This is a genomic window from Anaerococcus sp. Marseille-Q7828 (assembly GCF_949769285.1).
Lineage (GTDB): Bacteria > Bacillota > Clostridia > Tissierellales > Peptoniphilaceae > Anaerococcus.
Window position 1 is genome coordinate 298,655 of the sequence record NZ_OX458331.1, and the last position, 13,339, is coordinate 311,993.

Here is a 13,339-nt window from a genome sequence, read left to right on the forward strand (position 1 = left end):
TAACAGATTATAAATGCAAAATAAAATATTTGATGGGCAAGAATTACTCCTGTATTATTTAGAAATTTTTATTATTTAACACAAATTTTACAAAACTTTTATGCAAATAATACAATACTAGCTTAGTATATAAGGCGAGGAAACAGTTTAATGCTGACACTATTAATTTTCATCGCAAATGCGTACTCTTCCTTAAATAAAATTTATGTCAACTGTTTACCTTTTTGTACAAAACTAATTACCCTCAAACTTTTGTACTAATCTCTCACAAAAATATATCAAAGAAAGTGAGAACAAGGCAGTCAACTATACAATGCGTTGACTGTTTGTTATTTTCCCCACAAAAAAAGCACCCCATGGTGCCTTTTTTATTATCTAAGAGAAACTTTGCCAAAACCAGCATCTATATTTACATTTAAATCTTCCTTATTGGCATCTGTTGAAACTTCATAGCCATTTTCAATTTGCATCTTGTTTTTATATTTTTCTGAAAGATTTAAATCGCTAGCTTCAACCCTTGCTTTAATCTCGCCTTCAAATCCTTCGCTGTCTATGACAATATTACCAGAAGATGAGTCTAATGATATGGACTCAGCATCTTTAACGTGGTAGATTCTAATATTGCCTGATGTAGTATCAGCAGTAAATGTCTTTGAATTTAGTCCATCGATTCTAACATTGCCGCTTACTGCATCTACGTTTGCTTCTTCGCCACTGATATTTGATAGGTAAACAGAACCGTTGACATTGTCTATATTTAAAGTGCCGTTGGTATTTTTAATATCAATTTTTCCATTTACATTGTTTATATCAAGCTTTCCACAAGAATTTATTACAGTAATTCTAGCATTAACAGAATCTATGGTTGAATTTGTAAAATCAACATCTTCTACTTCTATAGAACCATTTACAAGGTCAATAGCTAGGCTATCATATATATTCTTTCCTAAAGATAGGTGGATGACTGGAGTTGCATCGTAGTTTCTGTGTTCGTCATTGATGCTGATATTTAGTGAATCTCCAAGTACTTCTACATCCAAGAAATCTACCAAATTAGATTTTTTTGACCAAATATCTTGGCTTAGGGTTATGGCAGAATCGATAGATCTTTCTATATAGATTTTTCCACTAGGAATATCAATATTGATGTTATTGATATCATCGTCAATTCTCATCTCATCGTGAGTATTCATTTGACCTCTGATATTAAATTGGTTGATATCTATATTATCTAGGTCAAAATTGCCCAAGTTTTCAAAGGTTTCTGTTGTCTTCTTGATGACAGCTTCCATTGACTGGGTGAATTTGGAAACGAAGTCATTGTCATTTCTACTTTTCTTGCTACCGATTGCTTCTAGTAGATTGTTAGCTTCTTCAACAGTAATCTTGCCTTCTTTTAGCATCTCTAATATAATTTGTTTTTCATCATTCATCTTTTAATTCCTCCAATAATTCGCGAGCTTGGTCTGCTGTAATCTCGCCATTATCAAGCATATTTAGTATATCTATACGGCTAGCTTTTTTGTCAACTTTGCCGCCCAATTTTGCCACTAACTTATCTATTCTATTTCTAACTGTAGGATATGAAATACCAATTTCTTCTCCCACATCTTTAATACTTCCTCTTTTTTGTAAAAATAATTCAATGAATTCTTTATCTTCTTTATCAAGTCTAGAGAAATTATCCATTTCAAATTCGCCGCTTACTTCTGTATAACAATTATTGCATCTATATGATGTGATGATCATCTCATCACCACAGTTTGGACATTTATTTATCATAGATAGCCTCCTTTTGATATAAGTATACTACGTTTTTAATATTTGTAAAGTCGAAATTAATATTTTTAATAAAATTAATAATATTTTTAATTATTCGCATTAAGCTTTTGCAGATTTTAAGTATAAGAATTTAAAACAAAAAAATACCAGGCTATATTTGCCTGGCTTAAATATAATCTTTTGCCCAATATGAACTGAGTGTTCTGACTATCCAAAGGATTGTGTTTATCATTACTACCGCTAAAATCAGCATGCCCAAAAGTACATAGGATGCGTAAACAAATTCGCCCATTCGAACTTCATTGCCGATTATGCTATAGATTATATAAAGTAAAAAGAAAAATCCTATCCATTTGCCACTTGTCTTTAGATTTCCTTTAAAGTCTGGATAAATCATGGCTTTTTTGCTATAGCGGTTTAAGAAGTAGTCGCGTTTTTTCCTTATCTCATCTCGCTTTTCCTTTGTAGCATTGTCAATTAGAGCCGAATAATAGTGTTCCATATCGCTTGGCCTAGTAGCGTATTTTTTAAGATTTGCTGCTTCTTCATCGGAAAACTCATTAGCTAAGATTTGATAAGTGATAGCTGCCTTTGATTGGTAGGTCTTGCGTTCATCTCTTAGTTTTTTTAGCTTTTCTATATCTTTTTGTCCATTGATTAAATTTTCGGTGTCTATTTCATATTTTCTCTTATATTTTAAATATCTAGTGAAAATTAGGACAAATGTCAAAATAATTAGCATTTGCCCAATTATAACTAATAAATCTCCTCCACCTATGAGGCTAACAATGGTCATTACAATGGCTGGTATAAGTATGGTTATAAGGGCTATTAGAACAAATAATAAAATTGATCTCATAATTTAAGTACCTTTTCGTAGGAATCTACTAATTTTCTTCCTGTGTTCTCTATAGACTTTGCCTTGGCAATTTCATAAGCAAAGTCTACTAATGATGGCAAAGCTCCACTTAGTATGCCCGTGATTTTTTCCCTAAAGTCTTTTAAATCCTTGCCCTTGTAGATATTTTTTCCATCAACATAGTCTTTTTCAAATATTTCTATATCGCGAATTAATATATCTGCCTTTGTGGCAAGAGCTTCCAAAAGGACAATCCCCTCTGTCTCCTCGTGGGTCAAAAATACATATAAATCTGATCCGCTATAGGCGATTCTTAATTCATCGCTAGATATGTATCCTGGGAAGTGGAGATTCTCTGGAGCATTGTCTATAAGTTTTTTAATCTCTGCAGGCATTACCGAAGGATTTAGCTTGCCAAACCAGACAAATTCGTATTCTGGCATTAGCTCTGCAAGTTTTATGAAATCATCTATGCCCTTTCTTTTGATAGGTAGGCCTACTGAAATGATTGATTTCTTATTTGGATCCAAATTATAAGTCTTATAAAAATTTTCTCTGTCATTCTCTTTTTTTTGCCAGAAATCTAGGTCTATGCCATTTGATACAACTTCAATGTCTCTTTTTAAACCATAAGTTTCAAGAATTCCCTTGGAATATTCGCTTGGAGTAAGGATTAAGTCTCCCTTGTTGTAGCAATGAGTTAGCCAAGATTTAAAAAGTGGGGCTATTTGATTTGACAAAATAAAGGAATTTTTGAAATCTTCCTTGGTAGAATGAGCGTGGTAGATGACTTTTTTGCCAGCTCTTTTTGCCTTAGAAGCAAAGGCAGCGGATTTGGGAAAGACTGTGTTTATGTGAACTATATCAAAATCTTCCTTCTCATCTAGGGTGAAGTCACATCCGACCTTTGTCAAAGCCTTGATTTGGTGGTCTATGGCCTTGCCGACTCCAGATTCCTTTACTGTTTCATAATCTTTTGTATATAAAAGGACTTTCATAATCGTACTCATTTACTGCTTTTTCGTATAAGGCTTCACATTTGCTACCAAAACTTTGGACAGAAAAATTATCCAGGGCATAGGCTCTGGCATTTTCCCTAAGTTTATTTTTCAAATCTTCGTCACCCAAAACTTGGTATATATAAGCCTTAAATTGGTCATAATCATCGTAGCAAAAGCCATTGAATCCATTTTCTATGACCCCTTCTAGGGAGCCATCGATTCTACAAATGGCTACTGTACCATTTGATAGAGCCTCGTAGTAGGTAAGTCCTTGGGTTTCTGATGTAGATGCTGTTGTAAAAATATCAGCAGCCTGGTAATATTTGTTAACCTCGCTTGGATCTACCATACCTATGAAATTTGCTCTGTTTTTAAAGTTTTTGCTATAATCTATCAGTTTATTAAGGTGAGGTCCTCCGCCAACTATGAGAAATTCTATGCTTGGATCATCGAGTTTGTCATAGTATTGGATGATCTCTTCTATGTTTTTTTCTTCAGCAAGCCTTCCTAAGTATAAAAGGATTTTTTTATCCTTATCTATTTTTAGTTCATCTCTCAATTTTTCTTTGTCATATAAGTCTGGTATATGAACACCTGTGGGTATTACTGCTATTTTTTCTTCCCCTATATTATAAGACTCCAATATTGCTGCTGTTTTTGCAGTTGGAGCTATAAAATAATCGCACATATCAGAAAGAGCCTTTGAAAATTTAGCCACAATCTTAACACCAGCTTTTTTGTTAGTTGTAAAATAATGGGTGTAGTCTTCATAGACTGTATGATAGGTATGGATTAGGGGGATATTTAGCATCTTTGATAGGGTCTTTGCCATCATAAAGGTCGAAAATTCACACTGGCTATGGATAATATCTGGCTCCCATTTCTTTATAGACCTTAGATAGGTATTGGCCAAAATATTTGTAATCCTAGCTTCAGGATAAATTTTCTTGGCAGAAAGAGAACCTATATAATATACATCGTTAGTCTTATAGGACATAAGAGTATTTGATAGGGTTAGGACCCTTACCTCGTGTCCCTGGCTTTCTAGATATTCTTTTAAATTTAAGACTGATCTTACTACCCCGTTTACTACAGGATAGTACCAATCGCTTGTTATTAATATTTTCATAGTATCCTCAATATTACTATATGTTCTATTATTTCTTTTACAATTTGGAAAAATCCTCATCTTTCATTATCCACAAAAATTAGTATAATTTATGAGAAATGAGGTGAAATATGGGTCCTTTAATAGTATCAGACATAATTCTTTTAGTATTTACAATATATATAGGAATTTTTTTAAGAAATTTCTACTCACCATATCCTGAGATGAAAGTAGGCTTTCATATTTGGGAAGTTTGCTATGACAAAAACACTTGGGAATACGGCAATAAGTTTGCTGGCCTTACTTCCATAGTTCTTGGCCTTATTCTATTTGCTATTATTTTTCCCCTACTAATTTACTTAGAGCTTAAGAGGTCATATCTAGTAGGAATTATATCATTGTTTGCTATTATCTATTTTATCCTCTTATACTTTATAGTAAAAATAAGACTTAGAAAAAAATTCAATCTCAAAGATGACTAAAGCGGCCAAAAGGTCGCTTTATTTTCTTATTTTAAAGGTTTCTTGGCCATATTTTTTCACTATAAATGGAAATGTTACAGTCAAAATACCCATAATAACTATTAGACCTATAAAAGCCACCTTCATATCTCCATCAAATTTACCAATAATTGAAGGTATGATCAAAATATTGACATAGCCTATGAGGGAATTTACAAACTTATATAAGCCTCCTTTGGCAGATGCATCGTGGTTAAAGGGTTGGAAAACATAATAATTAAATAGGTTAAAGGCTGGGAAAAACAAGTAGGCAAATACTACATAACTTCCAGCTAGAAGCCCTGTTTTTACGTCAATGTTTTGGTATAAAAAGTAATAAGTAATAAGGCTTACAAGTCCTGAAAAAAGTCCTGCAAGATGTATCTTTAACAAGGTCTTATATCTTAACTTATACATTTCAAATATTGCTTTGGAGTCCCTATAAAATCCATATTGAATCAAAGACCTGTCACAGTTTAGGAAAAAAGCCCTAGCACTTTCAGTATCATTAAAAATAATCATAGCAATGATAGGTAAGGATAATAAAAAGATTCCTTCTATAAGATTTGCAAAGCGTGTAAAAATAAATTTTACACCAACGAGCAAAGCTATAATAATGGCAAATATTATTAATGCCTTTTTAAATACTGGCTTTACAAGAAGCCTACTATGCCTTTGAAAAAAAAGATTATTTAATAGTTCATAGCCCCTTCCCTTAGCTACTTGATCCTTTTCTATATCAGAATCTTTGAGGGCAAGGCTATCATTGGCAATCTTATCATAATCTAAATCAATATTTGCGCTATCTCTTTTTGCCACTTCCAAAAGCCTATCGTAACCATCAAAGCTAAACAAATATCTGCTAGATAAAATAAAGGCAATGAAGCTAATTGCAAATATAGCTACAAGAATGATAATAGAAATATCTTCCACTTGCATCAATAAGGCAAAAAGTATGACTTCCAAGATCATAATGAAGGCAAATCTCTCAGAGAGCCTTTTTTCTTTTTTAGAAAACTTATAAACACTGTAAGTATTGGAACTTATTCTTATAAATGCTAGACTTAAGCTTATTAGAAAAGCCTTTTTAAAGTCCAAGAGTATCCAAAATATTATAGTTCTCCCCAAAGAAATCCTCAAAGGATCAAAGACTCCAAGTATTAGTCCAGACTCTTTGGCCTCCATCCTGTATTGCTTATTTAGTTGGTGGATTTTAAACTTGCCGCCTTCAATAAAATTGGACACGAGAGCTGGTGTTAGATAAAAGCTCAAAAAAGCCAGATTTACTGCTCCATAATCCATCATGTCTTCAAATTCCTGAACTTTATATATACCAAGCTTATGTAAAGCACAAATTATAGATCCACTTATGACAATTGATATGACAAAGGATAGCAAGCATTTGATAATTTGACCCAACAAAGAAAATATAGGGCCTAGTGTGTATACAAATTTTTTAAATCCAAATAGCCTATACTTATCCCCCGTATGTTTTCCAATTATAGGAAGCCTATGGAAGAAGTGTATTAGGCGGTTGATGGATTCTGCATGGGAAATATTTTCTATAATCCTATATTTTTTGTAATATTCCATCGGCTAATCCTCTCTTTGCAGCAAGTTTATTACTTCCTCTTCAAAATCAGGATTGTTTTTGATTTCCCTGTCAACCTCACTAATTTTCCCCTTGTGGAGAAGGAGGATCTCATCTGCCATGTTTTTGGCGAGATCTAGAATGTGGGTTGAGAAAATTATTATGTGGTCATTTTTGATTGATTTTATCAAATCCTTCATCTCTTTTTGAACCACTACATCAAGGGAATTGAGTGGCTCGTCCATCAAAATCACCTTTGGCTTTGTGATAAGAAACATCATCATTTGAAGCTTATTTCTCATACCTGTCGAATATCCCTGGATAAGCCTATCCTTGTCATCTTCATCAAATTTAACTTGATCAAAGTAAATATCTGGATTTAAGTTTCCTTTTATTCTTTCCTTATTTACATCTATGAAAAAATTTATAAATTCTCTACCTGTAAGAAAGCGTGGGAGTTCTGGCTCAGCCAGCATGAAAAATACATCTTTTATGTCAAGAGGGCTTTTGCTAGATTTATCAATGAGATAAATATCTCCAGAATTTTTTTCTAGTTCCTTGGCTATTAGGGAAAATAGAGTGGTCTTTCCTGCTCCATTTCTACCTAAGAGACCGTAGATTATCCCCTGGTCTAAAGTTATACTTAGTTTATCTAAAACTAGTTTTTCGTCAAAACTTTTAGATAAATTGTCTATTAATAATTGCATCAATCCCTCCAATAACTTATCATTTCACTAACTAGTGTATCAAAGTTTTATACTTATTGCCAAGGTCATTGATAGCCATTATATTTATATTAATTATGGATTATACATTTCTGATAGTTGTGATTTCACTTGGTTTATCTATAATTACATCTGGATTTTGATCTTCTAAATCTTTCCTAGCTCTAAAGCCCCAGGAGCATCCTACAGTGAAAATACTGGCATTTTTCCCGCACTTCATATCTACTTCGCTGTCTCCAAAGTATAGGATATCAGAAAAATTCACCCCAAATCTTTCTGCAATTATCATAATTCCTTCTGGCGATGGCTTTCTCTTATAATCCTCCCTATAACCTAGTATATAATCGAAGTAATCATTGCCAAATACGTCTTTAAGGACCTTATTTGATGTGGAATCAGGTTTGTTGGAAAAGGCAGCCAATATCTCTCCACGGCTTTTGATTTCATCAAGAGCTTCTCTTATACCATCAAAGGGCTTGGTAAGGTATGATGGGTTGTTGTCATAGGCAAGATTATAAGCGTCATAAATTTCTTCTTTTAAAATATCATCTCCAGAAAAATCAACATAGTCCAAGGCAGAATCAACTAGGACTTTTGGCCCATTTCCCACAAATTCTCTAACCTTATCTTTTGGCACGGCGTCTAGGCCGTATTTTTTGAAAGTTGTATTCAAGTGATAATCTATAGCATCAATTGTATTTAGTAACGTTCCATCTATATCAAATATATACATAAAATCTCCTTTGTTTTCCTATTTGCTAATTTACCCTATTGTATTATATATTTCTCATTAATGGAAATACTAGCTAAGAATACCCTTTGTTTGATAAATAATATTCATTGTATATGCAATGGGGTAAAATATTAATAACTTAAAGAAAAGAGGGTATTATGACAGACAAAAGAAACCTATCCATGCTTAGTGACTTTTATGAATTTACTATGGCCAACGGATATTTTAATAACGGAATGAAGGATACTATTGCAGTATTCGATGCTTTTTATAGGTCAAATCCAGATGAAGGAGGTTATTCTATCTTTGCTGGATTAAATGACATCATAGATTTTATAGAAAATCTACACTTTTCAAAAGAAGACATAGAATACCTAAGGTCTTCTGGCAATTTTACCGATGATTTCCTTGATTATCTTGCTGATTTCAAATTTACAGGAGATGTGTGGGCCTTTCCAGAAGGGTCAGTTATGTTTCCAAATGAGCCAATCATCACAGTAAAAGCACCTATAATTGAATGTTCAATCCTTGAGACTTATCTATTATTATCAATGAACTTCAACTCCCTAGTTGCAACTAAGTCTAGCAGAATAGTTCGCGCTGCAGGAGATAGACTTGTTATGGAATTTGGAGCAAGACGTGCCCAAGGAGCCGATGCTTCCATAACTGGGGCAAGGGCAGCATACATCGCTGGTGTTCCAGTATCATCCAATACTTTATCAGCCCAAAAATATGGTTTCAAACCATCTGGCACCATGGCTCACTCCTGGATCCAAGCCTTTGACAATGAATACGAGGCTTTCAAAACCTATGCCGAAGCTTATCCAGACAATTGTATCCTTTTAATAGATACCTATGATACCATAAACAGCGGACTTCCAAATGCTATGAGAGTATTTAAGGAAGTTTTGGAGCCAAAGGGCCTTAGCGGAGGAGTGAGAATTGACTCAGGAGACCTTGCCTACCTTTCAAAAGAAGTGAGGAAAATCCTTGATGAAAACGGATTTACAGACACAAAAATTGTAGCAAGCAACTCCCTAGATGAGTTTAAAATTAATTCCCTAACAGCCCAAGAGGCTAGGATTGATTCCTTTGGTATAGGTGAAAGACTAATCACAAGTAAGTCTGATCCTGTATTTGGTGGCGTTTATAAGCTTGTTGGAATTTATAAAGATGATGAGCTAGTGTCAAAAATAAAGGTTTCAGAAAATGTCGAAAAAATCACAACACCAGGCTTCAAAAAAGTTTATAGACTCTATAGCAAGAAAAATAGGAAGGCAGAAGCCGACTACATCACCCTTAGAGAAGAAGAAGTAAACGACAATGAGCCTCTTGTAATCTTTGATCCACTCTTTACATGGAAGATGAAAAAAATGGAAAATTACCAGGCTCGCTTGATGCAAGAAAAGATTTTTGAAGATGGAAAGCTAATCTATGACCAACCTTCACTAGATGAAATTCAAAGCTATTGTAAAAGCGAAATTGATAGCTTGTGGGATGAGGTTAAAAGATTTGACCAACCTCACAACTACTATGTCGACCTTTCCCATGACTTGTGGAATCTAAAACAAAATCTAATACTTGAGGCAAAAAAAGGCCTATAAGATGAGTGAAAAAAGATATATTAATTTTATAAATTCAGATAGCAAACAAGATTTTAATAAAAATTGGAAGTTTTACCTAGGTGACCAACCTGGTGCGAATTTGCCAAACTTTGATGATAGTGATTTTACAAATATCAACCTTCCCCACGATTACTCTATAGACCAAGACTTTAGCCCATATTTTGAGGCAGAATCTGCCTATAAGCCCGGAGGAGTTGGCAATTATAGGAAAAGTTTCGTCATAGATGATATCAATCTTGAAGAAAAGCAAGTTTTTATCTACTTTGACGGTGTTTATCAAAACTCCACAACTTATATAAATGGGGAAAAATTGGGCTTTAATCCCTACGGCTACAATCCCTTTGCCTATGATCTTAGCCCATATTTGAAAAAGGATGAAGAAAATCTCCTAGCCATAAGATGTGACCACCAAGTCCCATCTTCCCGCTGGTATTCTGGCTCTGGCATCTACAGGTCTGTCGATATTTTGGTAAAAAACAGGCTAAACTTAGGTATTTATGGACCAAAGATTGACTATGAAATAGCGGACAAACTTGGCAAAATAAATGTAAAATCTGAAGTTTGCAACAATTACAAAGATCCAAAAACATTTAAACTTAAACATTCCTTATACTTTAAAAATAAGTTAATTAAAGATATTACAAACGAAGAAATCACCATAGATGCTAATTCTAAAGAAGATATAGATTTAAATTTCCAAGTAGAAAATATTTCTTTGTGGGATTTGGATAAGCCAAATTTATACCAACTTAGATCAGAAATTTTACTAGAGGATGAATCTATTGATGAATATGTGACTGATATTGGCTTTAGGGTTTTAGAAAAAAATCCACAAACAGGCATATCCTTAAATGGCAAAAATATAAAAATTAAGGGTGTTTGCCTCCACCACGACAACGGTGCCCTTGGGGCTTGTGATTATAGGTCAGCCCTAGAGTACAAGGTCGATATCTTAAAGGATATGGGCGCCAACACCATCAGACTTTCCCACAATCCAGCAAGCAGGACTCTGATTAATGTTTGCAACAAAAAGGGCATGCTTGTGGTAAGCGAGATATTTGACGGTTGGATTTTGGACAAAAACAACAATTACAATGATTTTTCAACCTATTTTGAAAAAGAAATCGGCCAAAGCCAGCTTTTAGGGGCTAATCCTTCTATGACTTTCGCAGAATTTTCCCTAAAGGAAGTCCTCAAAAGAGACTACAATTCCCCAGCTATCTTTATGATATCAATAGGCAACGAAATAATGGAGGGAACTGATTGGTCAAGTTTATCCAGATATCCAGATGTTTGCGATAAGCTCATAAAATGGGCCAGAGAGGTTGATCCCAAGAGATGGCTCACCATTGGAGATAATATCATAAGATATGACTATGTCGACGAACTAATCGAAGTCGATGATAAGGTTAATAAAGCTTATGGCATGATTGGCCTTAATTATACAGAAGGCGGACGCTATGATAAAATCCACAAAGATTACCCAGATTGGGTACTTTGGGCAAGTGAAACAGCTTCAAATATCAATTCCAGGTCTGTCTATGACAGGTTTGAATTAGATTATCTACCTAAGGATAGAAAGCTATCTTCATATGACACATCAAAAGTTGCCTGGGGTAGCCATGCATCTGATGCTTGGTATGATATCATAACTCGTGACTATGTTGCTGGAGAAGCTGTGTGGACAGGCTTTGACTATCTTGGAGAACCTACTCCCTTTAACGGTGTAGACAGAGGCCCAGTTGATAATTGGCCAAGCCCAAGATCTTCCTACTTTGGCATCCTGGATTTAGCAGGGTTTCCAAAAGATGCCTACTATCTTTATAGGAGCTTGTGGAATGATAAGGATATCACCTGCCATCTTTTGCCAAGTTGGAATAAAGATGAAGTCATAGTAAATGATGGCAAAGTAAAGGTCATCTGCTATACAAATGCTAGTGCAGTTGAACTAGTCCATAAAGATCAAAATGGCAAGATCAAATCTTATGGCAAAGAATACTTTGTAAGTCAAATTACAAAGGCAGGCCATAAATATAAAATCAATAATGCTAGAAAACGCGGCTTTTCTCTATACGCCCAATGGGAGATCTCCTTTGAAGAAGGAAGCATCCAAGCAATAGCCTATGATGAAAAAGGCCGAGTAATAACCCAAACTATTGGTAGAAGCACTATAAGCACAAGTGGTAAGCCTTTTAAAATCATGGCAAGGGCAAATAAAGATACCATATGTAAAGACTCTTATGACCTAGCTTATGTCACAATAGATATAGTTGATGAAAATGATAATCTCATTACAAATGCGGAGAATTTGATCAATGTAGAAGTTTCAGAAAATGGAATTCTTCTAGGCCTTGACAATGGCTTTCAAGAAGATATGGGTTCTTTTAAAGTATGTCAGAAAAAAGCCTATGCTGGCAAACTTCTTGCAATTATTGGTGGAAGGGCTGGACTTGACCCAATAGAAGTAAAAATTACAAGCCCTGGTTTAGAAGAAGCAAGCCTTAAAATTGACCTTAAAGAAAATCCAAACACTTTTAATATCAGAGAAGAAGTATATCAGGATCCGAAGACTCCAGCTTTCATAGGAGAAAAGGGCTTAAGCATTTTAAATTATTCCACAACAACTTTGCCAAATATATATCCAAAGCTTCCACAAAAGTTGGAATTAGTAGATAAAAAGGGCAAGCTTAGTGGAAATTATATAGATATTTCTTGGGATGACATAGATAGTGACGACCTTAAAGAAGAAGGCCAAATCTTAGTCAAAGGCTATGGGAATGTTGGAGATGAAAGGCTAGAAGTAAGTGCCTTTGTAAGAGTTGAAGGTGAAAAGCAGATAATAAATGCTGATATAGCAAATCTTGCCTTGATCAAAGAAGTAGATGATAAACAAATCACCCTAGGCTTTGCCACCCAGCAAGTTTTTGGTAAACTAGTCATTAGTAAGGTAAAAAATCCTGACATAAAAATTTATGTATCAGAATCGAAGGCTTACGATAAGGGAAATCTAATTAATTACCAAATGACTAAAAACAAGGGCGAGTACACTTATGAATTTGACCCTGTTAAGGCCACTTATATAACAATTGTCTTTGAAGATAAGGCTTGTAATCTAGAAAATCTATGTCTTTACAAGGTAAAAAAACTTACAAGAATTTATAATTCAACAGAATTTGAGTCCTTGGAAGTAAATAATTATAAGCTTTCAGATGATGAACTTAAGGCTAGCGAATACATCTGTGATGGAAAAATCGAAGTGGTTTCCATAAATCCAAAAGAAAATGCAGCAATTACAACAATCAGAAGAAAGAAAAAATGGATAATATTATTGCAGGCTGAAGATTCATCAAAAATAAGAAAATTTACAATAAAAAGGGACTAATGAGCAAAACCCCTCTATCCGCATTGCGGATTT

At 34.3% G+C, this 13,339-nt stretch carries 11 protein-coding genes; 3 read left to right on the forward strand and 8 right to left on the reverse strand.

Going from position 1 to position 13,339, the window contains the following annotated elements; genetic code table 11:
* Positions 1-371: 371 nt before the first annotated feature.
* The 5 genes from QNH69_RS01505 to QNH69_RS01525 form a co-directional block, all read right to left on the reverse strand.
* Positions 372-1,433 carry a DUF4097 family beta strand repeat-containing protein gene (locus QNH69_RS01505; protein ID WP_282928858.1) on the reverse strand — a complete coding sequence of 354 codons (1,062 nt, stop codon included), beginning with the start codon at positions 1,431-1,433 and terminating at the stop codon, positions 372-374.
* Entirely contained in the window at positions 1,426-1,782 is a 357-nt protein-coding gene (locus QNH69_RS01510) for a DUF2089 domain-containing protein (protein WP_044565880.1), read from the reverse strand. Before QNH69_RS01510 ends, QNH69_RS01505 begins: the two co-directional genes overlap by 8 nt.
* 166 nt (positions 1,783-1,948) lie before the next feature.
* Positions 1,949-2,641, reverse strand: coding sequence for a hypothetical protein (locus tag QNH69_RS01515; protein WP_282928859.1), 693 nt, complete (start codon positions 2,639-2,641; stop codon positions 1,949-1,951).
* Positions 2,638-3,639 carry a glycosyltransferase gene (locus QNH69_RS01520; protein ID WP_282928860.1) on the reverse strand — a complete coding sequence of 334 codons (1,002 nt, stop codon included), beginning with the start codon at positions 3,637-3,639 and terminating at the stop codon, positions 2,638-2,640. Before QNH69_RS01520 ends, QNH69_RS01515 begins: the two co-directional genes overlap by 4 nt.
* Positions 3,608-4,771 carry a glycosyltransferase gene (locus QNH69_RS01525; RefSeq protein WP_282928861.1) on the reverse strand — a complete coding sequence of 388 codons (1,164 nt, stop codon included), beginning with the start codon at positions 4,769-4,771 and terminating at the stop codon, positions 3,608-3,610. The genes QNH69_RS01520 and QNH69_RS01525 overlap by 32 nt, the downstream gene beginning before the upstream one ends.
* 110 nt (positions 4,772-4,881) lie before the next feature.
* Between QNH69_RS01525 and QNH69_RS01530 the strand changes: the two genes are divergently transcribed.
* On the forward strand, positions 4,882-5,232 hold the full coding sequence (locus QNH69_RS01530; protein ID WP_282928862.1) for a hypothetical protein: 351 nt from the start codon (positions 4,882-4,884) through the stop codon (positions 5,230-5,232).
* Positions 5,233-5,250: 18 nt separating this feature from the next.
* Here QNH69_RS01530 and QNH69_RS01535 read toward each other — a convergent pair whose 3' ends face one another.
* From QNH69_RS01535 to QNH69_RS01545, 3 genes are all read right to left on the reverse strand, one after another.
* Positions 5,251-6,843 carry a hypothetical protein gene (locus QNH69_RS01535; protein WP_282928863.1) on the reverse strand — a complete coding sequence of 531 codons (1,593 nt, stop codon included), beginning with the start codon at positions 6,841-6,843 and terminating at the stop codon, positions 5,251-5,253.
* A 3-nt stretch (positions 6,844-6,846) separates the two neighbouring features.
* Positions 6,847-7,548 (reverse strand): ATP-binding cassette domain-containing protein, encoded by a 702-nt coding sequence (locus QNH69_RS01540; protein WP_282928864.1) that lies wholly within the window; start codon positions 7,546-7,548, stop codon positions 6,847-6,849.
* Between the two features lie 100 nt (positions 7,549-7,648).
* Entirely contained in the window at positions 7,649-8,299 is a 651-nt protein-coding gene (locus tag QNH69_RS01545; protein WP_282928865.1) for an HAD family hydrolase, read from the reverse strand.
* Positions 8,300-8,457: 158 nt separating this feature from the next.
* Here QNH69_RS01545 and QNH69_RS01550 point away from each other — a divergent pair, with 158 nt between their 5' ends.
* Together QNH69_RS01550 and QNH69_RS01555 are read left to right on the forward strand one after the other, a co-directional pair.
* Positions 8,458-9,903: a nicotinate phosphoribosyltransferase gene (locus tag QNH69_RS01550; RefSeq protein ID WP_282928866.1), complete on the forward strand. Its 1,446-nt coding sequence runs from the start codon at positions 8,458-8,460 to the stop codon at positions 9,901-9,903.
* Position 9,904: 1 nt separating this feature from the next.
* Positions 9,905-13,306 (forward strand): sugar-binding domain-containing protein, encoded by a 3,402-nt coding sequence (locus QNH69_RS01555; protein ID WP_282928867.1) that lies wholly within the window; start codon positions 9,905-9,907, stop codon positions 13,304-13,306.
* The last annotated feature ends 33 nt before the right edge of the window (positions 13,307-13,339 follow it).